Origin of the sequence: Vibrio sp. SCSIO 43133, from assembly GCF_023716845.1 — a bacterium.
GTDB classification, from domain to species: domain Bacteria; phylum Pseudomonadota; class Gammaproteobacteria; order Enterobacterales; family Vibrionaceae; genus Vibrio; species Vibrio mediterranei.
On record NZ_CP068024.1, the window covers coordinates 3,126,059 to 3,148,438 of the forward strand.

The 22,380-nt window shown below is 38.2% G+C and carries 25 protein-coding genes; 5 read left to right on the plus strand and 20 right to left on the minus strand.

Translation table 11 applies throughout. The features are described from left to right. Positions 1-73: 73 nt before the first annotated feature. On the plus strand, positions 74-757 hold the full coding sequence (locus tag JKJ11_RS14590; protein WP_031493684.1) for a GntR family transcriptional regulator: 684 nt from the start codon (positions 74-76) through the stop codon (positions 755-757). 413 nt (positions 758-1,170) lie between these two features. Here JKJ11_RS14590 and JKJ11_RS14595 read toward each other — a convergent pair whose 3' ends face one another. Genes JKJ11_RS14595 through JKJ11_RS14645 form a run of 11 tightly spaced genes read right to left on the minus strand, consistent with a single transcriptional unit; the run spans position 1,171 to position 10,739 of the window. After that, on the minus strand, positions 1,171-1,806 hold the full coding sequence (locus JKJ11_RS14595) for a hypothetical protein (RefSeq protein WP_252038382.1): 636 nt from the start codon (positions 1,804-1,806) through the stop codon (positions 1,171-1,173). Beyond that, the gene (locus tag JKJ11_RS14600) at positions 1,766-2,545 is read right to left on the minus strand and encodes an EAL domain-containing protein (protein ID WP_252039127.1); all 780 of its coding nucleotides are present in this window, start codon (positions 2,543-2,545) and stop codon (positions 1,766-1,768) included. The genes JKJ11_RS14595 and JKJ11_RS14600 overlap by 41 nt, the downstream gene beginning before the upstream one ends. A gap of 25 nt (positions 2,546-2,570) precedes the next feature. Further along, on the minus strand, positions 2,571-3,581 hold the full coding sequence (locus tag JKJ11_RS14605; RefSeq protein WP_038225048.1) for a type II secretion system F family protein: 1,011 nt from the start codon (positions 3,579-3,581) through the stop codon (positions 2,571-2,573). Between the two features lies 1 nt (position 3,582). Beyond that, positions 3,583-5,115 (minus strand): GspE/PulE family protein, encoded by a 1,533-nt coding sequence (locus JKJ11_RS14610; protein WP_198558320.1) that lies wholly within the window; start codon positions 5,113-5,115, stop codon positions 3,583-3,585. Continuing rightward, complete coding sequence (locus tag JKJ11_RS14615; protein ID WP_198558321.1) at positions 5,112-5,663, minus strand: hypothetical protein; 552 nt, start codon at positions 5,661-5,663, stop codon at positions 5,112-5,114. Before JKJ11_RS14615 ends, JKJ11_RS14610 begins: the two co-directional genes overlap by 4 nt. Beyond that, positions 5,656-6,456 carry a hypothetical protein gene (locus JKJ11_RS14620; protein ID WP_198558322.1) on the minus strand — a complete coding sequence of 267 codons (801 nt, stop codon included), beginning with the start codon at positions 6,454-6,456 and terminating at the stop codon, positions 5,656-5,658. The genes JKJ11_RS14615 and JKJ11_RS14620 overlap by 8 nt, the downstream gene beginning before the upstream one ends. After that, positions 6,453-6,965: a hypothetical protein gene (locus tag JKJ11_RS14625; protein ID WP_252038383.1), complete on the minus strand. Its 513-nt coding sequence runs from the start codon at positions 6,963-6,965 to the stop codon at positions 6,453-6,455. The genes JKJ11_RS14620 and JKJ11_RS14625 overlap by 4 nt, the downstream gene beginning before the upstream one ends. Beyond that, positions 6,962-8,392 (minus strand): type II secretion system protein GspD, encoded by a 1,431-nt coding sequence (locus JKJ11_RS14630; RefSeq protein ID WP_198558324.1) that lies wholly within the window; start codon positions 8,390-8,392, stop codon positions 6,962-6,964. Before JKJ11_RS14630 ends, JKJ11_RS14625 begins: the two co-directional genes overlap by 4 nt. Beyond that, positions 8,355-9,095: a TcpQ domain-containing protein gene (locus tag JKJ11_RS14635; protein WP_252038384.1), complete on the minus strand. Its 741-nt coding sequence runs from the start codon at positions 9,093-9,095 to the stop codon at positions 8,355-8,357. Before JKJ11_RS14635 ends, JKJ11_RS14630 begins: the two co-directional genes overlap by 38 nt. An 11-nt stretch (positions 9,096-9,106) precedes the next feature. Beyond that, a complete protein-coding gene (locus JKJ11_RS14640) occupies positions 9,107-10,153 on the minus strand; it encodes a hypothetical protein (RefSeq protein ID WP_252038385.1) in 1,047 nt (348 codons plus the stop codon). Between the two features lie 55 nt (positions 10,154-10,208). After that, positions 10,209-10,739 carry a prepilin-type N-terminal cleavage/methylation domain-containing protein gene (locus JKJ11_RS14645; protein ID WP_198558327.1) on the minus strand — a complete coding sequence of 177 codons (531 nt, stop codon included), beginning with the start codon at positions 10,737-10,739 and terminating at the stop codon, positions 10,209-10,211. A gap of 331 nt (positions 10,740-11,070) precedes the next feature. On the opposite strand from JKJ11_RS14645, the gene JKJ11_RS14650 reads away from it, so the two are divergent. After that, positions 11,071-11,568, plus strand: a complete 498-nt coding sequence (locus JKJ11_RS14650) for a winged helix-turn-helix domain-containing protein (protein ID WP_198558328.1) — start codon at positions 11,071-11,073, stop codon at positions 11,566-11,568. A 98-nt stretch (positions 11,569-11,666) separates the two neighbouring features. Then, on the plus strand, positions 11,667-13,262 hold the full coding sequence (locus JKJ11_RS14655) for a winged helix-turn-helix domain-containing protein (RefSeq protein WP_198558329.1): 1,596 nt from the start codon (positions 11,667-11,669) through the stop codon (positions 13,260-13,262). On the opposite strand, the gene JKJ11_RS14660 is transcribed toward JKJ11_RS14655, so the two are convergent. The 9 genes from JKJ11_RS14660 to zapE all read right to left on the minus strand — a co-directional run bounded on the left by JKJ11_RS14660 (position 13,259) and on the right by zapE (position 20,065). Next, the gene (locus tag JKJ11_RS14660) at positions 13,259-13,510 is read right to left on the minus strand and encodes a hypothetical protein (protein WP_198558330.1); all 252 of its coding nucleotides are present in this window, start codon (positions 13,508-13,510) and stop codon (positions 13,259-13,261) included. The two genes, JKJ11_RS14655 and JKJ11_RS14660, sit on opposite strands and share 4 nt — an antisense overlap. 142 nt (positions 13,511-13,652) lie before the next feature. Beyond that, positions 13,653-14,138 (minus strand): ClpXP protease specificity-enhancing factor, encoded by a 486-nt coding sequence (sspB, locus tag JKJ11_RS14665; RefSeq protein WP_198558331.1) that lies wholly within the window; start codon positions 14,136-14,138, stop codon positions 13,653-13,655. 6 nt (positions 14,139-14,144) lie between these two features. Further along, positions 14,145-14,780, minus strand: coding sequence for a stringent starvation protein SspA (gene sspA, locus JKJ11_RS14670; RefSeq protein WP_006075657.1), 636 nt, complete (start codon positions 14,778-14,780; stop codon positions 14,145-14,147). Between the two features lie 88 nt (positions 14,781-14,868). Continuing rightward, positions 14,869-15,606, minus strand: coding sequence for a cytochrome c1 (locus JKJ11_RS14675; RefSeq protein ID WP_006075656.1), 738 nt, complete (start codon positions 15,604-15,606; stop codon positions 14,869-14,871). Continuing rightward, a complete protein-coding gene (locus tag JKJ11_RS14680; protein ID WP_252038386.1) occupies positions 15,603-16,868 on the minus strand; it encodes a cytochrome b in 1,266 nt (421 codons plus the stop codon). Before JKJ11_RS14680 ends, JKJ11_RS14675 begins: the two co-directional genes overlap by 4 nt. Then, entirely contained in the window at positions 16,868-17,458 is a 591-nt protein-coding gene (gene petA / locus JKJ11_RS14685; RefSeq protein WP_038224352.1) for a ubiquinol-cytochrome c reductase iron-sulfur subunit, read from the minus strand. The genes JKJ11_RS14680 and petA overlap by 1 nt, the downstream gene beginning before the upstream one ends. 464 nt (positions 17,459-17,922) lie before the next feature. After that, a complete protein-coding gene (gene rpsI, locus JKJ11_RS14690; RefSeq protein ID WP_006075740.1) occupies positions 17,923-18,315 on the minus strand; it encodes a 30S ribosomal protein S9 in 393 nt (130 codons plus the stop codon). Between the two features lie 15 nt (positions 18,316-18,330). Then, positions 18,331-18,759: a 50S ribosomal protein L13 gene (gene rplM, locus JKJ11_RS14695; protein ID WP_006075739.1), complete on the minus strand. Its 429-nt coding sequence runs from the start codon at positions 18,757-18,759 to the stop codon at positions 18,331-18,333. 202 nt (positions 18,760-18,961) lie between these two features. After that, positions 18,962-20,065 (minus strand): cell division protein ZapE, encoded by a 1,104-nt coding sequence (gene zapE, locus JKJ11_RS14700; protein ID WP_252038387.1) that lies wholly within the window; start codon positions 20,063-20,065, stop codon positions 18,962-18,964. Between the two features lie 140 nt (positions 20,066-20,205). Here zapE and zapG point away from each other — a divergent pair, with 140 nt between their 5' ends. Further along, positions 20,206-20,664: a Z-ring associated protein ZapG gene (gene zapG / locus JKJ11_RS14705; protein WP_038224349.1), complete on the plus strand. Its 459-nt coding sequence runs from the start codon at positions 20,206-20,208 to the stop codon at positions 20,662-20,664. Positions 20,665-20,779: 115 nt separating this feature from the next. Then, the gene (locus JKJ11_RS14710; RefSeq protein ID WP_006074467.1) at positions 20,780-22,147 is read left to right on the plus strand and encodes a Do family serine endopeptidase; all 1,368 of its coding nucleotides are present in this window, start codon (positions 20,780-20,782) and stop codon (positions 22,145-22,147) included. Positions 22,148-22,380 lie beyond the last annotated feature (233 nt).

Consider the following 22,380-nt stretch of genomic DNA (forward strand, 5'->3'; position numbering starts at 1 on the left):
CACGCTGTACTATCCTTACGTTTTTACAACACAGCATACTGCTGAGTTGCTTTTAGGTAATTCTATTAAGTTAATGAGGTGCATTGTGTCTAGCCCAACTTTGACAGACAAAGTAGCGAAGCTAATCTGTCAGGATATTCTTTCCGGAGAGCTTAAACCAAACCAAAAGCTGGTTGTTGCGGAGCTTAAAGAAAAATATAACGTAGGAGCATCCCCTATCCGAGAGGCACTAATTCAGCTTTCGTGGATTAAGTACGTAAAGCTTGAACCGCAAAAAGGATGCTGGGTTGCACCTGTTTCTAAGGTCGAACTCTACGACCTATATGAAAGCCTCAAGGTTGTGTCCTCTGTGTTACTAGAAAAATCAATCAAAGAAGGCAGTGAAAGCTGGGAGCTGGAAATACTGACTGAGTTCCATAAGCTATCGCGCTTTAAGTTCCAAGCAGAAAACTTCAATTGGCAAGAGTGGGAAGAGCGTCAAGAAGCCTTCTACAGTTCTCTATTAAGTGGTTGCTTCTCTAAGAACATGCTTGAGTTTTTTAGCGATATTATCAGGCAGGTTAAACGTTATCGACGTATCTCGTTAACCCATTCACCAAAAAACTTCTCACAGCTATTCAACCTCGATGAACATGAGAAGATCATGAAGCTAACGCTAGACAAAGATCTTGATGGTGCGAAACAGCAACTTGCTGAACAGCTATATCGAATGATGAAAGAGATTGAGTCAACGGTTGATGAGATAGAAATGGCATAAAAAAATCGGGGCTAGCCCCGATTTTTACCATCCAAAAAACTCTTTGTGGTGCGTATTCAATAGTAGCACCATAGGCAAAAAGTATAATGCACTCAGCTTAATACCTAAAACAACGAGAGTCCCAATGGTAAGTCTTACCAAAAAGTGATTGTACATAACGAACCTCTACCACCCAACTATTTGACTTCCTTGATATATTTTGTCAAAAACTTGAAGAATTCCGTTCTTGAAATAAGAAAAAGTGTTTGTAAAAAAGTGTGACTTATATTCAAGAACTGGTAGTTTACTGATTATTCCTTTTAGGTCAAGTTTTAACCAGCATTAGACTTTAGTCTAATGCTTAGGCACGAATTTTTCCACTCGATCCGAGACGAATCTCAATTTTGAATCTCTCTTACAAATGCATACTCGCTCTAAAAGAAATAGACCGATTCTGTACGCCAAAGTGCTGTTGGTTGTTGTCTTAGCCGAAATCCATAAAAGTTAGGATCCAAAGACAAGTCCTTATAGTACTGACGGTACAAATGTTCGCATTTCATCATCGAAATCTCGTTATCTTGCAAAGGCTTTCCACTGAAAAATCCAATGCGGGAACCCGTTTCAAGCCGAGATGTATTGCCTGCAAGAAAAATGTCCATACCATCAGAAACAGCCACACCACCTTCTACAACGATTATCTCCAACTTGTGTCTATAAATACTGTTAAAAAGCTGGAACTTACTTTCGTTACATTGCTTACCATCAACTTCATATATTTCCAGTATTTTTAGTTCAGGGTACTCTTTTAGTAAGGATAGAAATGCATCTAGAGTACCACGGCAAACCGTGCCATCTAGTGTGGCGACATTGGGGTTCATTACATAAAATGTTGCCGGCTTTTTACGTTGATCAAAATAGTTATTATCACATTCAGAAATAAAGCTATTTTTTAGCCCTGTGGATGAAGCAATCACTAAAGAAGATGAGCACATAAATATAAGCCCTAGAATACGAGCTAATAGTTTATCGCTAGAACCTATTGTTGAAGTAAAATCCTTGAAAGTAAACATTGTCCATTTCCTCATATTTCTCAAGTTGTTCCAGAGACTCAATACCTTCAATAACTAAAGTACAACCAAAAAAAGAACATAGATGAGCTATTGTAAAAGTTATATTGCTACCTTCATTGTCTTTGTCCAACTTTTGAGATATTTTTTTATCTACCTTTATTATATGTGGAAGTATCTTATCTACCAGAAAAATATTGTTATTACCTATACCAAAGTCGTCAACAACAATCACCTTTCCCTTATTTTTTAAAGAAAGGATATTATCTATCACCTGAGGGGTGTAATCGACACTTGAGTCTTCAGTAATTTCTATATATTTTATATTCTCTGCATTTGATAATGTCTTTAGTAGGAACTGACAATACCAACTTCTTAACAAAGATGGGCAAATATTTATACCTACATCTAAGCTTGCATTCATTCTTTGCAAACGTCTAATCTGAAGAAAAGTATGGAAGTATAAAAAACCATTACGGCGAAATAACTCAATCACTTGTATTGGTGTTTTACTAGAACAAAACCTAGAGAGTATTTCAAAATAGACCACTTTGTTTTCTTGGTAGTCTACTACAGGCTGAAGATGATACTTGCAAGTAACCACCAAATAGAATAAATAACTGTAGAAAACTAGCACTATTGATGAAAAAATTATCGAAGACAGCAATATAGCATATTGATATTCCTCTGAAGAAGTATAGAAAGTTAGCAATAACAACATTAGTAGAAAATAGTTTTTCATTATATTCACTATATGTTCCTTTTATCTAGGGAGCTAGGTTATTACTTAGCATCATAATTGATAAGTAGATCCAAACTGCAAAAAGAGAGATTATAATAGTCGCTATAGTTTTCAGCTTCGCAGATAAATTATCTAAGTCCTTACTTAAATGAGTTTGTGAGTTAATGAATATTTTATCTGCTGCCATTGATAGGTCGGCAGACTCCGCATATAACGCTAATTTAGAAACTAATTGTATGGGTAAGAAACCAGTATTCAAAACATCGCCCAATGGAAGGCCTTCGGCTTGCCGATCCTGCATACTGGCCATATGTTTTTGAATCCACCTGGAATTTGTCGTACTTTTAAAATTCATAAAAGTATGTCCAACTGGGACGTTTAATCTTATCATCAAAGATAATACCCCTAAAAATACAGATGCGTAATTTAGAGTAAGGATAGAAACAATAGGCAAATTACTTAACTTTTCTCTAAAGTTGCCAATTCCATTTTTCAAGTACCTATTAAATATAAACAATGATATTACAACTGAGAAAATCAAAACCGGAAACCCGAAGCTAAATATAAAACCACCTAGAGCATATAGTGTCGATGAGACTTTCGGCCATTGTTCAACTGGAAGAACTGCTTCAAACTCTGGAAAAACCTTTATTGAATATCCGCCAATCATCAATAGTACTAAACCAACCATTACAATCGGACCAATCAAAGCAGAGAACATTTTATCAACTGATTTTTTCTTCAGTACGCATATATCATAAGCACGCTGAATACCTATCACCATATCGCCAGCTTCTGAAGAAAGCTTAAGAATTAGCATTTCATCATCTGGAATCTTACCCTCTAATAGTAAAACCAGATCGCCCTTAATATTGTACACCTCAAGTAAATCTGTGTATAACTTCACCATCTCTTTGTTCTTTATGCTTTTGTTGATGGTAATATTACTTTCCAAAAAGCTAACTACCGATACATTATTTTTCAAACAATCAATAAATGCTTCATATATCTCTACTCGTATTTTTGAATTATACATATCAATTTACCCCGTAGATTCGCTCATACTCTTGCGGACAAAGTGTGCCTGCAACAATCTTTGAAAATGCGTTTTCAGACATAGTGTAACCACTTACTCCATCTTCATATCTCTTCCAAGTAGCGAACAGCTCTTGCGTACCAACTGAATCGATTACTTCGTTATAAGGGAATAAGAACTCGACACAAATTTGGCGACCTTTGTAGCCAGAGTAACTACATTTTTCACAACCAGACTCACTCGATATATGAATATCAGCATTCTTATCAATAAGTCTTGTATATAAGCCATGAGAAACACGTGATTTAAGAGTTTCGTCATCAAAGTTGAACGGTAGGGAGCAGTGAGTACAAGTCCTCCTTAGAAGTTTTTGAACAATAATTCCGGCCCAGAAGTCATATGACCGAAGCTTATCCATTTCTATCCCTAGTGAATTTAGGCGAGATATAACACCTGTGACGCTACTAGCATGTAATGTAGTTACAGCTAAATGCCCACTTTCAACAACGTCAGTTAGTGCTTTAGCGGTAGCTGGATCACGAGTCTCTCCAATTAACAACACGTCAGGATCTCGTCTCATTGCCGAATAGATATAACGCATAAATGGGTTCGTATCGTCCCCTTTTAGTTCATTCCTCTTTACGTTTGTCTGAACTGCCCCTCTTATTGAGTACTCTACAGGATCTTCCACAGTTAGGACTGAGATAGACTTATTATGAAAACTCAGATATAGCCACTCCAAAAAACCTTTAATCGTTGTGGACTTTCCGGAGCCGGTTGTTCCAGCAACAACTACTAACCCGAATGGTCTACTTACCATTTTTTTTATCAGATCAGATTCTTCGGGGGAAAAGCCTAAATCTGTTAAATCAGAAATTTCTCCGACGCCTCCGTCTTGAAGCACTCGAAAGACGGCATGATAACCTTGCTCGGTGCGCGTTTTAAGCGGTGAGTGCGCATAACGTAGATTTAGTATCTTCCCTTTAAGGCTAGGAATCGGCCCCATAGCATCCTGAGGAACCTTTCTATTCCATGCACTACCTTTGCTAATTGCTTCTACATTGTAAAAAGTTGATATAGCAGCATCCGCACTATCTGTATCCAATGTCTTGTAAAAACTCTTATTTCCATCTACTCGGAAATAGATGTCACACTGTTGGTCATTTCTAACAAAGTGAATGTCGCTAGAACCATACTCATCAGCGTCACTGAAAACAGAGACTAAAGTTTGTTTAGCTTCGGTAGAGTCTACATGAAGTAAATCTTTAGTAGCCAAACGATCTATTTCAGAAATAACTTTTAAAGGAACAAAATAAGAAAAATTAAAACTGTTTTGAAGAATAAATTTATTTAAACTATCAATGGCTAGTCCCATTCTGCCACTGTCTTCAGGCAGGAATAGATATTTTTCGTTTGATTTAGTTAACTTGCATACGTAGATATTATAGCTGTCTAGATCCGTAGAGTATTTCGTAACAGACAAATCTTCTCTCTCTAATATGTCTTGATAGTCAATGATTACATTGGTAGTCACTTTTTGTACCTCAGTTCTACTGTGCCATTTGATGAAACTACATAACTATACCCACCACCGAAGATCCTGTTTGGCTTAATTCTACTAAATCTGGCACCGTTACTTCTGTTAAGAAAATCAGCGTATGTAGTACCATCTATTACATATATAGTAGAAAGGGTTATTTCATAGTTTGATGTTTTTGGAGACTCTGTAGTCTTAATAGAACTGTTATTTTTAACCTTGATGCTTCCTTTAATAGATGCTTGCTTAGATGTTTCATTCAACTGCTCTAGTATTTTCTTTTGTTCAAGTTGAAGCCTTTTAATCTCAATATTCTGCTCTATTCCCTTAATTAAAATTTGGTTGTCAATGCTTCTTTTTTGGAATTTTCTAAGTCGCTGTTCAATCTCACTGACAGGAGCAACCTCTTCTTGCAAGGTGGTAGTCTTTGATTTTGACTTATCATCAATATTGCTAGCGTAGGATAAAGAAGAAAATAGAGAGCATACCATTATTATTAAGATTTCTGTAACCGTGTGCCTACTATTTATAATAGAATTACCCATTATATATCACTCCTATATCTGCTATATATTTAGAATCTTTAAAAGATAGTTTCTCAAAGAAGACATTAGATGACTCAGGGAATATATCAATCAAAGAGTAGAGTGAATATATATCCCCTTCATAAGATAGATTAATTTTATATATATTCATATCTTCAGAGATATAAATCTCATTCTGAGTAGTCGCTAAAGTGACCTTAATATTGTTATCCATATTTCTATAAAGCTCAGTATAATTATTAATAAGATTTGCCATATCTGATATTGAGTGAGTCTCTTTGACTTTGATGTGTTCAAAATTCATGATCGGTATTGGTTCTGAGGGTATTGGTTCCAACATTAAAGTAGCAATCTTATTTGAGTCACTAAAATTAACCGTATCTTCCTTTTTCATTAACCCTAACCCTACAATTTGATTGACAATATGTTCTATGAAGAATACCTGAGAACCGTTAACATTCTGATAAATGACTGATATTTTAGGTGGAGAACCGCTATCAATACCATAGTCGACACTTTTAATTCTCCAATTAGATATTTCGTTAAAAATTCCGATATTGACGATTGTATGAAAATATAGTGCGGCATCCTTAGCATTAAGTAAGTTTAAATAGGTCAGAACTTGACGTTTTTTGGAGCTTTGACTAGCAATAGCTTCTATACGTTGATTTTCGAGTAATTGTAGATCTTGCTTTTCTTTGTAATCAACATAATTACTGACCGATATATATATGGTACTTAGTAACCCGATAACTATGAAAACCATTAAGAAAGCATTAATTGATAGCTTCATAAGTATATAGACCTAAATATTAAAGATGCTATTAAGGACAAAGAGATTATCAAGCATAAAGCTACCAATTTATAATCTAGCAGAGTTACCTTTTTTAACCTAACTGAACCTTCAATTTTACTACTAATAGCGCTAATTTCATGAAGTTGCCCGCCTAATTTTTCGCACATCCTGACAATCTTATTTATATTTTCAATCGTCATTTTTACTGGTTGAGGAAACATACTCGCTGTATTTAGAAATCTGCCACTTATGTAGATTGCTATATATCCTTCATCTGTTTCCTTGTTATGATAAACCGCAAAATGAGGCTTAGAATTATCGAAATCTTTATTACTTTCTAACAATCTAATTAACTCAGTCTCCAAATTATAGTCGGAATTGCTCCTTACTATATATCTACTTTTTTTATCAATTAAAGAAGAACCTATCATTCTATAGAAGTGACTAAAATTCTTCTTTTCTGACTTTCCTATACCATTATTCGTCCAATATCCAATGTCCATCATATTACCTTCGGTGATATTAAAATGGCAATTTTCCTATTAGCCTTATTCTTATCAATACTTCCCCCTAGTGCGAGAATACCGGGGATAGTACTACCTCTATTATCATTCAAACGATTCTCATCAAATCCTGTTAATACTAAAGTATCACCAGACTGAAGGCGCATTCTTTGAAAAGAGGAGTTCTCCGTTGTTTCCGGCAACTGGATATTTTCATATTTGGTAATTTTCAACAGCTCCTTCTGTTTAATCATTATAGTCATTTCAATATTGTTAAGCTCATCAATTGTTGGAAGCATTAATAATTCAAGTCCCGACTCAACACTATCTATTTCATAACTCTTCGTTTCTGTATTTTTGTCTTTATCATACTCTGACTCAATCGAGCGTACATAATTTCTTTTTGTTGACACATTAAAGGGCAAAGGTGAACCATTTATACCGACAAGATTTATTGAACTGGTAATTGACACGTTTTTATTTCCGTATAAGCTGGACAGTAATATATCTGTTCCATTGAACTTTCCTGATACAATAGTTCCCTTTATCTCGCCTACTGGAGAGTCAGAATTAGTATTTGGTGAAGTTACTGAGTTAGAAAATTCATTATCTTTATATGCTAACTTTCCGGATAATCCAAAAACAGAACTTTCATCCCCTGAGTATTGCACAATCTTAACGTCAATAGAGGTTTGCTTTTCTTGATTCTTTAGTAATCTATCTATAAACCCTCTAACTGAATCTATTTTGTCTGGTCTTGATGTAACTCGTATGTGTCCAGTACGTTTTGATAGTATGATGTCACCTTCCCCTTTTAAGATAGATTCGATTGTAGATACAATAGAGTCCATATCATCCTGATTATGTACCCCAGAAATTGGACTACTAGAAACTACATTTACAGACATATTCATATTGGATGTAAAAGTGTTCCCTGGCAACTGAGCGTTATACACAGAACACTTGTTAAGTCGCAGGTTTTTCCCATCAAAAAGAGCATCATAGTTATAGATTTCTTTAAGATAGTTTAGATACCCAACAATATTACCTTTATAGTTAATTGTTGACTTATGTTCTTCCGAGGGAAAATTACAATTATCCATAACCTCTACTCTTATCCCTTTTGATTTAATAGGGTTTGTTGCCTCTATTAGCGAGATGTCATACATAGAAAACATGGCCACATTGATGCTTTGGTACTTTACTTCGCGATCTAATGCTATCTGCTCACCTCTAAATAAGAAGTCATCAACAAATGAAACGTTGTTTTTTTTCCTAGTATTAGTTTTTGATGAGAGCTGTTCCAATTGCTTTTTTACATTATTTATATCTGCTTTCGTTTCAACATTGCTTGTATTTGAGCATCCAGAAGCAATAAACAAAAATAGAATGTTAATTATTAGTAACCTCAAGCACATTATTCTTCTCATAATATGTAAACCTATATTCTCCGTAGTAGGAAGACAGCTTCTTAAGCGCCACTCTAAAATCATTACCAAAGCTTATATCACTGATAATTCGACTATCCACCTCTGAATTCCACCGTAAAGTACCGTTTATACTATTCATCCATTCTGTAATGTTGTAATACAAGGTCTTATCCTTGTAAATATTAAAACTATTTTTATCCATACTATTTTTATTCGATGTATTTTGGCTATAGCTTTCACTTTTACGCTTCTGATTTTTTCCAGCGAAACCACAGTTAAACCCTTCTGTGTTGGCATAATTATCTGCATTCTTAGGCAATGTGTAGCTACATGTAATTTTAACTTCATCGCGATTCCTATTATTATTTTCTTCATTAAATTCAGTAAATTTAGAATCGTTATTTTCCACATAAGGGAATTCAAAAGTTCCTATAACATCAGGAGCAACACTCGCCATCGATTTACATGTAATAATACTCGGTAAAGATAACCTAGTGCCAACCTTAATGTCTCTAACGTTAGGTATTTTATTAATAGCCACCATGCAAGAAACATTATTAGCGTCACTTCTTATTCCGTTATCCCTAAGTATGCTATAAAGAGTATCTCCATTGCTAACAATTACCACTTTAGAGAGAGCTTTCAAGGGTAATATTATAGCGAACAAGGAAATTATCGATATTCTTATTACTTTTTTACGCATTAAATATAGCCTTATTCATCACACCATATTAACGCCATTGCCAATATCTTAGATTTATCTACGTCTGGGTTATTTGATGCAATATTAATATTCCACTCACTGCCACTAGTTGTCCAACCTAGAGAAAACGCTCCTGGTACCGTGACATTACTGATTATTGGCGAATATCGATCACGACTAGGTAGGCTGCCACTAATACCATATGAGGCCAATGAAAGTGATATATTTGGCCTTAGTCCTGTTGGACAGGTTGGCTTCAATAGTTTATCACCGTCTTGTACAATCCTACTCTCGATAGTTGAACGTTTATTGCCACTTGTATCTTTAGTTATAACAGTGCCTACACTGATGTTTCTTGGATTATTACTTCCATCTAATATTGATATTCCTTCGTCATCACCTTTAAGACAAACATTTAAACCCGAGCTATTCTTCCAACAAATAGTGCCACCGGATTGCATTTTAGTACTGCCGTCTGACGCTAGATACTGTCTTGCTATGGTTGAAGCAGTTAATATTGTTTTGCTACCGTTTTTTACAAAATTGATTGATAAATCATTTGCGTCAAAACCATGTACTCTTATCGTGTTTCTAATCGCTCTTTCTATTAATGATTCATTAACTTTATTTGATATTACTTTTGAATTGATAGGCTGATATTCAAGCTGATACTCAAATTCACTTGAAGTTTTTCTGTTTATTTTCCATGAGAAAAACTCTACTAAACGACTTGAGTCAAATGACAGAGAACAATTAAGGCCTTTTTTCCACGATGCTTCATTTCTCTCTCCTGATGGACAATCTGTGGATTTAAGCTGCTTAAACGATACATCAGTAAACGTTTGGCTATCAGATATATTAAGATCATTTCCTTTTAGGTCTATGTAGTCCAGAATATAACTACTAACCAAGCCTATTGTTTGTCCAACCGATTTTAGTTTTTCTTCCTCAGATTTTCGCATTGCATAATATGAACTTCCGATCATTAAAATGCTAGCAATCATTATTGCTATCATTGTGTCAAGTAAAGCGAACCCCTGATTTAGTTTTCTGCTCATATCTCTTACCAACTATTGCCCCTAGTAACAAGTACTAGAGGCAATAACCATAAAACTAGCGATCGCCTAACCACAGAGGATTTGTAGCAGCATCTTTACATTCAACTGTTTTAAGGTTGCTCGGAGAAAAATCAGAGATACCTCCTGTTCCAATGTCTGAAGGGGCTGCAGCAGCTACCTTAGCAAAGTAATAGTTTTTTCCGATCGATTGAAGTAGATCTACGCATGTATCTACATCCAATCCACCAATGCCTATAGTAAAACCAGCATCAGCATTCGAACCTATCGCAGATTTACTGATATTGAAGGAACCGCCATATGGGTTTTTCTTTAGATCATCAGAAAAATCTGCTGCAGCTAATCCGTTGTATGAGTTTGCATTACTATAAGCTCTTTGAATAGTTGTAGTTAGCTGAGATATATTCGAAATTGTATCCTTCATTTTCTGTTCAGCAAACGCAGATGACGATAAAGCTACTACTGCAGCTGTAATGATTCCTATAATACCGATTGCAATTATCATCTCTAATAATGCAATCCCTTTCTGTTTATTTTTGTGTTGCTTACCTTTGTGAGTAAGTTTCATCGCTGCTCCTAATATATTAGATTTTACTTATCATTGGCTAAAGAGTTGGCCACCGAATTTTTCTATCGCAATTGAATAACTCTACTAAACTAGACTATCGACTGAATAGAAGTTAACTCTTCTTCCGGACACTGCTTTAGTCGGTAGGACATTACACCAACCTACGCAGTTACACCTAAAAACAATACTTAATAAAAGCTAACAGAAAAATCACACGACATAACAAATCTACACATTAGTTAATCAACTTATAATTTAAGACTGACACCAGTATTATTTTCGTAGTTATCTGATAACAATAGAGTTTCTTTTTAAGTTATAAGGATAAGTAATGAAAAATGTATTGGATCAAGCATTGCAGTTAGAATGTGATATAACAATGGGGGAACTAGTCTATAATCCATCAACAAGAGTACTTAAAAATTCTACAGACAAAGTTATCGCTATCGATCAACGTTCATTAGAGGTATTAGAGATTCTATTATCTAATGTCGGTACTCCAGTAGATTCCGAAACAATGTTGTGTCGCGTCTGGAAAAATAAGTTTATATCGAAAAATGTTGTTACAAACCGAGTTTGTTTTCTTAGAGGTATTGTTAGAGAGAATGTTGTGAGCATAGAACCACGAGAATTACTCAAAACATATCCTAAAAAAGGTTACTATTTGTCACCTAACTACGTGGAACTTAGAGTCGAGGATGATGTTAACCGCGTACCTTTAGACTGCACTAGTACTAAAAAACTTTGGATATCCAATATAAGGCATATTTATTATCTCGCCTTGTTTCTTTTTATGCTATGTTCTTACTTAGTATATAGGAACATATAGCTTATAAGTCAGTTGGCTAGTTACATATGAAACAAATTTAATAACTATAGTTTCATAAATCACTATTACATAAATACAGCTGAAATGTATAAAATCTAATGTTAACATTGGGTTATTATCTTGCTCATCTCCTTTGTCATATGACCGATTTACTTCATACAGCGAAAGCCGAAGACTCCTCTATTAGAATTGGAGAGTTAAACTATAATCCTAATTCTAGAGAACTTTCATTCTCAGGGAATGTGGTAAATTTAGAACAACGCACCTTAGATATATTGGAATTGCTTCTTCAAAATGTAGGTAAACCCACATCAGCTGAAGAAATAATCGATGTAGTTTGGGGCAATAAATATATCTCTAAGAATGTAATTTCCAACCGAATTAGTACACTGCGCTCTATTTTAAGAAACTTGGATACTGTCAATGAAGCACATAAATTGTTAGTTACTTATCCTAAAAAGGGTTATTTTTTAAACCGAGAGTTTGTCTCATTAGTTCCAAATAGAACTGATTTAGATATCGCCCCCACTAAGCCTGAAGTATCTCAATTCAAACTTAGAGACTTAGCAAAATTTAACAAGAATGCCATACTCGTGACATTAATTATCGCCGCATTATTTACTTATTATTTTCTTCATATGACCATTAATCAGACTGGATTTTCAGAAAACAATCATGCTAATAGCGAGTATATAAGCACCGCGGACATAGATTTATTGCTGTATAGTATATTGGCAAGCGACGATTATTCAAAACGTTATTTGAAAAACTTGAAATTCCTATTGATGCAATCACAACTGTATAACCCTCAGATAAATGTAGTGAATAAAGAATCTCCTTCTTTCTATCTTTCAGCATTTCAAGAAGACCGATATTGGCCAGGAGCAAAAGATATTAAACATTCAGAATATACTCTTAATGTCAACATTAATCGTTATAAAAGAACAAACGAACTAGTAATAGTAATTAATATAGTAGACAATATGAGTAAAAAATTATCATATCGTTACAAATCAATCATTGACCCTAGAGATATAAAGGAATCCGTTAAGAAAATAAACGCTCATATTGTAAATTTTTTTAGTATAAAGAATGGTAACTGTTATACTCCTCAGTCAAACCTTTATGAACTTACAAATAACCCTCATCGATATTCTATCGATAAAATTCTACAGAGAGGATATGCTGACATTGACGAGATAAATTATCTCACTCCTTATGTGCTTTCTAATACAACTATTTCAAATAAAATTGTTCGTAGATGGGCATATCTACTCGAAGCTAGCAATACTGAATTCCAAAGAGATGTCGATATTTGGCTATCTTTGCTATTTTATCGAGTTAATGACTTCTATAATTCTGAACGTTACTTTATCAAATCTGAATCGATAAAAATGATCGACAATTCATTTTTATATTTAGTCCGGTCAGATATATCAATCCGTTTAGCTGATGAAAACAAGTTCTTGGAGTATTATATGAAATCTCTAATGTCGCTTATCAATGTTGTTTCCGCCAAATATGTTTATCATAGAATCGCTAACTTGAATAATAGCGCTGAATGTCTTTCTCCTTGGAAGGAATTAGATTCTGTATTAGCACTTAATCAAGTGAACCCTTTTTGGATAAATTCTTTCACTAGTTATTGCAAACGCGCTTCACCTTACTTGAACTATTACTCCAAGCCTACTTAACGATATGACAAAGCAATAAGCTTTAGCTCTTTATCAGAAAACGCCACACAGTATGATTGTTCATACTCTTTTTTATCCAGAAAATTTACTTCAATCCAAATCAACTTTTCTTGGATAGCAATAACTTTAGTGAGAAGTTTCCCTCTAATAAGATATTTAATCGCTTTTGCGAGTTCAAAGAACTCAGAAGAGTGATCGAATAAGTCTCTCTGGAGATCTCTTGGCATTTTAATTACTTGAGCATACATGACCACACCTAGTACAATAATCAGCTGGTATAAATTTACTCTATCAGCTTTTATTCCAACTAGCGAATACATCAGAGCCAGTATTTTCTTTTATTATTTTTCGTTTAAGTATTAAAAAAAAAGCTGCCTTTGGCAGCTTTTTTTATTTGATAACACGTAGGCTTGGTCTGCCTTTAGGTTTTGGAGGCTGACTATCATCACCCTCTGATTCATTTGCTTCCTCTTCTACTGAAGCATCTGAAGCAACTGTCAAACCAACCGATGGTGCTGTATCAATATCTTCTTCCTCAATTGAAAGATAAGCATCTTCTGGCTCGAACATTGTTCCAGCACCATTCTCACGAGCATAAATAGCTTGTACAGAATAGAGAGGCACGATGACCGAGTGTGGTCGGCCACCAAATCGAGCGTGGAAGGTAATCGCTTCATTGCCTAATTCGAGTTGACCTACTGCTCTAGGAGCAATATTCAGGATGATTTGACCATCTTGAATAAACTCTTGAGGAACGCGAACACCAGGCAACATTGCATCGACAACAATATGTGGTGTTAGATCATTTTCCACCAGCCAATCATAGAATGCACGCAGCATGTATGGTCGGCGAGGTGTCATTTTTTCAATATCCATGGTCACTTAGCGAACCAAACGCATCTCACGTTCAGCTTCAGTCAGTGAAGCAAGGAATGAATCACGTTCAAATACACGATTCATGTAAACTTTGATCTCTTTAGATCCAGGACCAATTAGCTCGATACCCATTTCAGGTAAGCGCCATAGTAGTGGTGCTAGGTAGCAATCGATCAAGCTGAATTCTTCACTCATGAAGTATTCGTACTCAGCAAAAATCGGTGCAAGAGTCAGAAGATCATTGCGTAGTTTATTGCGAGCCGCCTCAGATTCTTCTGCAGAACCTTTCATAACTTTCTCCGCAAGCGTGTACCAGTTACGCTCAATACGGTAGATCATTAGTCGGCTATTACCACGTGCAACTGGGTAAACAGGCATAAGTGGTGGATGAGGGAAACGCTCATCAAGATATTCCATAATGATCTTTGAATCGTAAAGGGCTAGCTCACGATCAACCAAAGTAGGAACGGTCTTATATGGGTTTAGCTCAGCAAGCTCAGCAGGGATGTTCATTTCATCCACTAACTCAACTTCAACACTGACACCTTTTTCTGCTAGAACGATTCGAACCTGGTGGCTATATAAATCGGTAGCACTTGAGAAAAGAGTCATCACAGAACGTTTATTGGCAGCTACAGCCATGGAGCCCTCCGGGATACTTACAAAAAAACAATGGAGGCAACGCCTCCATTGTGAACAAATTTGGAATTAGCGCGAGATTATAGCACAATTAGTGAACATCACGCCAATACTCTTTCTTGAGCAACACTACGACAATAGTGAAGATGACTAGGAAACCCATCACCCACCAACCTAGCGCATGACGCTCAAGTTTCACTGGGTCACCAGAGTATTCTAGGAAGTTCACCAAGTCTCGAACGGCATCATCATACTCACTCGAACTCAGTTCACCGCGGCCATCAGTTTCTGTACCAACAACCACTTGGACTTCTTGACCATCAACAACTTGTGTCTCATAGATTGGAGTTGGAATGCCTTGAAGCTCTTCAAGAACGTGTGGCATACCTACGTTCGGGAACGTAACGTTATTCACGCCAAATGGACGGCTTGGGTCCACATAGAATGAACGCAGATAGGTATATAGCCAATCAACACCACGAACACGTGCAACAAGTGTTAGATCAGGTGGCGCAGCACCAAACCAAGCCGCAGCTTGCTTCTGTGGCATTGCATTTACCATCAAATCACCAATCTTCGCTTCTGGGTCGAAAACAAGGTTTTCTTTTGCGAGATCTACTGGGATACCTAAGTCATTCGCGACACGCTCATAACGTTGATATTGCGTCGAGTGACATGCAAAGCAGTAATTCATAAACAGCTTTGCGCCATTTTGAAGTGATGCTTGGTCACTAAGATCGTTGTTTGCTTTATCTAGATGTACATTACCACCAGCAGCTAGCGCTAGAGATGGTAGCAATGCGAAAAGTACTACAATCCACTTTTTCATTTGAAAGTCACCCTCTCTGGTAATGGCTTAGTTTTTTCATTCTTACTGTAGAAGTACAACAGAACGAAGAACATGAAGTAACCTAAACTGAAGATCTGAGCCAGCAGCGTATACGTTGGTGTTGCAGGTAGCGCACCAAGAATACCCAAAGCAATGAAGCTGATGGTGAACTGGATGATGTTCATTAGGTGAATCTTACTTCTGTAGCGATAAGAGCGTACTTTACAACGGTCGAACCATGGCAATAGGAATAGGAATACAATCGATAGTCCCATTGCAACAACACCCAGTAACTTGTCCGGTACAGCACGAAGAATCGCGTAGAACGGGGTGAAGTACCATACAGGAGCAATATGCTCAGGCGTTTTCAGAGGGTTTGCTGCTTCAAAGTTAGGTGGCTCAAGGAAATAGCCGCCCATTTCTGGATTGAAGAACAACACGTAACAGAACAAGAAGAAGAAACCTGCGATACCCACCATATCCTTAACAGTTCCATAAGGGTGGAATGGAATGGAATCGATGATGTCATATTTCTTGCTGTAGTAATCGTGGAACTTAAACTGCGTCTTATAATCGTCGCCCATTGTGCCTTTCGGTAGCTTAGTCTCGATACCATCAGGGTTGTTCGAACCCACTTCGTGAAGTGCTAAAACGTGTAAAACGATAAGAAGAAGTAGCACGATAGGCAGAGCAATAACATGCAGAGCAAAGAAGCGGTTGAGCGTCGCTCCAGAGATGATGTAGTCGCCACGAATCCAAAGAGTAAGGTCGTCACCAATAACAGGAATCGCACCAAATAGTGAGATAATAACCTGAGCACCCCAGTATGACATTTGTCCCCATGGTAATAGATAGCCCATGAAAGCTTCTGCCATTAATACTAGGAAGATGAGCATGCCGAATACCCACAGTAGCTCACGAGGCTTTTGGTATGACCCATAAATCAGGCCACGGAACATGTGAAGATATACGACAACAAAGAATGCTGAAGCACCCGTAGAGTGCATGTAACGAAGTAGCCAACCGTATTCCACATCACGCATGATGTATTCAACAGATGCAAATGCACCTTCGCCAGAAGGTACGTAGTTCATAGTTAGCCAAATGCCTGTAAGGATTTGGTTAACCAGGACAAGCATGGCTAGTGAGCCAAATAGATACCAAAAATTAAAGTTCTTTGGCATCGGGTATTCAGATAAATGCTTTTTATAAGCATTCATTGCTGGTATACGTTTTTCTACCCAATCAAGTAACGCTTGCATTATGCATCCCCCTCATCAACACCAATGAGTATTTTCGTGTCACTCAAATACATATGTTTAGGGACCACTAGGTTAAGTGGCGCAGGAACACTCTGGAATACACGTCCCGCCATGTCGAACTTAGAACCGTGGCATGGACAGAAGAATCCAGAACGTACACCTTGAACTTGTTCACTAAAAGTGTCTGGTAGATAAGTAGGTGAACATCCTAGGTGGGTACAGAAACCGACGGCAACAAAATACTCAGGTTTAATTGAGCGGAATTCATTTTGTGCATATTCAGGTTGCTGTTCTTCAACAGATTTAGGATCTCGTAACTGACCATCGATAGTAGTCAGGTTGTCCAAAACTGATTGAGCTCGACGTACGATCCAAACGGGCTTACCCTGCCATTCGACACGGACCATTTGGCCTTCTTCGAGCTTACTGACTTCCACCTCTACAGGGGCACCAGCAGCTTTAGCTTTGGCACTTGGGTTCCAAGATTTAATAAAAGGAACGGCGACTGCAGCTGCCCCCAGACCACCAACAACCGCAGTTGTAGCAGTTAGGAAACGCCTGCGACCGTTATTTAAAGGCGCATTGCTCATCCAACATTTCTCCCATTTGCTCCTTTGGGTCAATACCGAGCGAATCCAAGTTGCTCTTTCATGTTAAATAACCTTACGGGGAACCATTCCTTGGGTTATTTTCCTTGAATTGAACGAGCCAAATCTAGTTTATTATTTTGGCTACTTGAGTCAGCTCAGACATCGATTCCGACCAGCAGAGCATGGCTAACAAAGTACAAATTTTTGTTGTATTTATTTGATAGCAAATGATAAAGAAAACCCTACTTTTTGACAAGATAAAGCTACCTTTTCGTAACATCTATAGCAGGAAATCGCTTGCTAGTTCACAAAAGGGAGGAAAAGGACAGTCTGTTATGAGGAGTTGAGCAATTTTCAGAGGTTAGATAAACGCAATAAACAAAAAAGCCCAGCCATAAGGCTGAGCTTTTTGATCCACAATCCAGTCGAAACTGGAAAGCATAATCTTCTCGATAAGGAGAAAATTAACGCTTAGAGAACTGTGGACGACGACGTGCTTTACGTAGACCAACTTTCTTACGCTCAACGCAACGAGCGTCGCGAGTAACGTAGCCAGCTGCACGTAGAGCAGGACGTAGAGTCTCATCGTATTCCATTAGCGCGCGAGTGATACCGTGACGGATAGCACCTGCTTGACCAGAAATACCGCCACCTTTAACAGTAACGAATAGGTCTAGCTTCTCAGTTAGTTCAGTTAGCTCAAGAGGCTGACGAACTACCATGCAAGAAGTTTCGCGACCGAAGTAAGTTTCTAGATCACGCTTGTTAACTACGATGTTGCCAGTGCCTGGTTTGATGAAAACACGAGCAGCTGAGCTTTTGCGACGGCCAGTGCCGTAGTATTGATTCTCTGCCATTTTCGAAATCCCCGATTAGATGTCTAGTACTTGTGGTTGTTGAGCAACATGGTTGTGCTCAGCGCCAGCGTAAACTTTAAGCTTACGGTACATAGCACGGCCTAGAGGACCACGTGGTAGCATACCTTTAACCGCTAGCTCAAGAGCCATTTCAGGCTTACGATCAATCAGCTTTTCGAAAGTGATTGATTTTAGGCCACCTGGGAACTCAGAGTGACGGTAGTAAACTTTGTTTTTAGCCTTGTTACCAGTTACAGTAACTTTCTCCGCGTTTACAACGATGATGTAATCACCAGTGTCAACGTGTGGAGTGTATTCAGCTTTATGTTTGCCACGTAGGCGAGATGCAATTTCACTTGCTAGACGGCCAAGAGTTTTACCTTCAGCGTCTACAACGTACCAGTCGCGTTTTACAGTTTCTGGTTTAGCAACGAAAGTTTTCATGCTAATAATAACCCGTTAATTAAATTTACACTTAAGGAGCTTTCGCTCCCACTGTCTAAGAGCCCATACATCACCCCTTCGAGTGTTGAAACTCTCGGCTATTTGTTTCAAAGAAACTAGCCTGCAGTAACGGTGGGTCGCAGGATTATAGAGAAGCTCGAAGAAAAAATCATCTATTTTTTGGACAAAATTGGCAAAAACCTCAAGCTAAGTGCTCTGATGCCAAATAGTCATGGCTTTGCATTTCCGTTAATCGCGAAATACAGCGCTTAAATTCAAACTCCAGCTGACCTTTAGTATAGATATTCTCAAGGGCTACCTCAGCAGAAATGATAAGTTTTACCCTTCGCTCGTAAAATTCATCAACTAAGGCAATAAAGCGCCTCGCCGCATCATCTAACTTGGCATCCATCTGCTTAACATCAGCCAGCAATACAGTGTGATAAATTCTCGATATCTCGATGTAATCATTTTGGCTGCGCATGGTTTGACAAAGCTGTGCAAAACTGGCGTAGAGTACATCATCGGCAGAGGCAATCACTTCGATGTCTCGATGATTAATCTCTATTGATTGCTCTTGAACTCGCTCCTCTGTTACTAACTGACCAAAATAACGCTTTAGATTGGCATGCGCAGCGGCATCTAACGGGTAATGATAGATCTCTGCCTGTTCTAATGTTCTCAAACGGTAATCAATACCACTATCGACGTTCAGTACATTACAGTTTTTCTGAATCATAGTAATAGCAGGAAGGAACCTTGCTCGCTGCAAACCGTTTCGATATAGGTTTTCTGGAGGAATATTCGACGTCGCTACCAGTACAACACCACGTTGAAATAGAGCTTGCAATAAAGTGGCTAGAATCATGGCATCCGTAATATCAGAAACATAAAACTCATCAAAGCAGATGATTTTCGCTTCAGAAGCAAACGTATCTGCGACCTGTTCTAGAGGGTCTTGCACATCACCTAAGCGCTTTAGCTCATCATGAACTCGATACATAAAACGGTGGAAATGAACTCGCATCTTTTGAGACGTCGGCAGACTGTCGAAAAATGCGTCCATTAAGTAGGTTTTCCCTCGACCTACCCCACCCCAAAAGTATAACCCTTGTGGCGGAGTAGCTTGCTCGGGTGATTTTCCTAGCAGCTTCTGCATCATACTTAACGCAGGGGCTTCGAAGTTCAAATAATCGACGTACTCATGATGCAAACGGTCTAAGGCTTCAACGGCAGCCCTCTGCGCGGGGTCGCTTTGGAAACCATTTGTTTCAATATCATTATTGTATTTTTCTATGGGCGTCATGGATAACTCGCAACACTGATCCAACTGTTATTATTAGCGTATTTTGCTTTATTGGCTTGAATTCTCATAGTAACATGGCTAAACGACGTGTGTAACCGCTTGGTAACGCACATGTTAATAAACATTATAAAGGAGCTGTTATGCCTTGGATATATGCCATTGTCGGCTTGCTAGTTGGTGCTATTCTAGGAATTGTGATTTCTCGACTGACTACTCCACAATACAAGAAACAAAAGACCATCCAAAAAGACCTTGAGTCCGCGAAGTTTGCACTTGAGCAACAGCGTCAAGAATTGTCTGATCATTTCGCACAAACCGCTGAAATGCTTGATACATTGGGGAAAGACTACACTAAGCTTTATCAACACATGGCGAAGACCTCTTCGGAGCTGCTGCCAAACCTACCCGAGCAAGATAACCCGTTTGTCAAAAAGATTGCTGAACACAATGTAGAAACGATAAACGATGTTAACACTACAGAAGAACCGCCAAAGGATTATGTTAATGGCGCGACAGGACTTCTTAGAGAAGAGAAGAAGGAAGTGATTGAAGCTCCAGAAGCTGTCTCACAAGAGCCCGTCACCGCTAAAGCTTCGTAGCATCCTCATCTATTGGCCAGCAATTACACAAATTGCTGGCTAATTCACCACCCCAAGTGAACTTTATAGAATTCGTTGAGTCATAACCCTTACTGATCCATAGAGGAGTTTTATGATGAAAAAACCATTGCTTGCATTAACTGTTCTATCGTTAAGCTTGAGTTCAATCATCGCCCCACTACCTGCAACCGCTGCTTTACCTTTATCTGTCGATGGCGAACAGCTTCCAAGCCTTGCTCCTATGCTAGAGCAAGTTACGCCCGCAGTTGTTAGTATTGCTGTTGAAGGTACTCAGGTTTCCCGTCAAAGTTTGCCTGAGCAATTCCGTTTTTTCTTCGGCCCTGACTTCCCAACAGAGCAATTACAAGAAAGGCCTTTTAGAGGGTTAGGATCTGGTGTTGTCGTAGATGCGGACAAAGGCTATATCGTTACTAACTATCACGTCATCAATGGCGCAGAAGATATCCGCGTTAAACTTCATGACGGTAAAGAGTACGATGCTGAACTTGTCGGTGGTGATGAAATGTCAGATGTGGCGTTACTAAAAGTTGATGGCGCTAAAAACCTCACAGAAATCAAAATTGCCGACTCAGATCAGCTGCGCGTCGGTGACTTTACGGTAGCAATCGGTAACCCGTTTGGGTTGGGTCAAACTGTTACCTCTGGTATCGTCTCTGCATTGGGTCGTAGTGGACTGAATCTAGAAAATTTTGAGAACTTCATTCAAACCGATGCCGCAATTAACAGTGGTAACTCTGGTGGCGCATTAGTGAACCTGAAAGGTGAACTCATCGGTATCAATACCGCGATCCTTGGCCCTAACGGCGGTAACGTCGGGATAGGCTTCGCAATCCCTTCAAATATGATGAAGAACTTAACCGAACAAATCATCGAGTTTGGCGAAGTAAAACGCGGCATGCTGGGAGTTCAAGGTGGAGAAGTCACTTCGGAACTTGCGGAAGCACTAGGTTACGATTCCAGTAAAGGTGCTTTCGTAAGTCAAGTTGTCCCTGACAGCGCAGCAGATAAAGCTGGACTTGAAGCGGGTGACATCATTGTGTCTGTTAACGGTAAGAAGATCTCGACCTTCAGCGAGCTCAGAGCCAAAGTGGCAACGCTTGGTGCTGGTAAAACAGTTAAGCTCGGCATTATACGTGATGGCAAAGAAAAATCCTTTAATGTCACCCTTACTGAAGCTGCTAAAACCATTACCAAGGCCGATAAACTTCATGAAGGGCTAACAGGCGCGGAATTCGCAAACACTGATAAGAGCGACCCTGTTGAAGGGGTCAAAGTGAAATCGGTAGCGGAAGGGTCTCCAGCTGCTCAATATCAACTTGAGCAAGGCGATATCATTATCGGAGTGAACCGTACTCGAGTGAAGAATGTTGGCGAACTACGTAAGATACTTGAGAAGAAACCTGGCGTTTTAGCTCTCAATATCCAGCGTGATGACCGAAGCATTTACTTAGTTGTACGCTAGAAGCTCACAAAATTGTAAATTCTAAGTGAAAGAGCAGCTCTGATTAGGGCTGCTCTTTTATTATTTAAGTTTTAAATGATATCCTCTGGCTTTATAGCTGTCGTTTCATGTACACGAGTTTTTTAGTTAATATCATGAAATTAACTCGTTTGAGTCGCCTCTCAATACTATGCTTGCAAAGTAGAAGTCATTGAAAGAACACGTTAACGACATCGGTTTTTGCGTTTGAATAG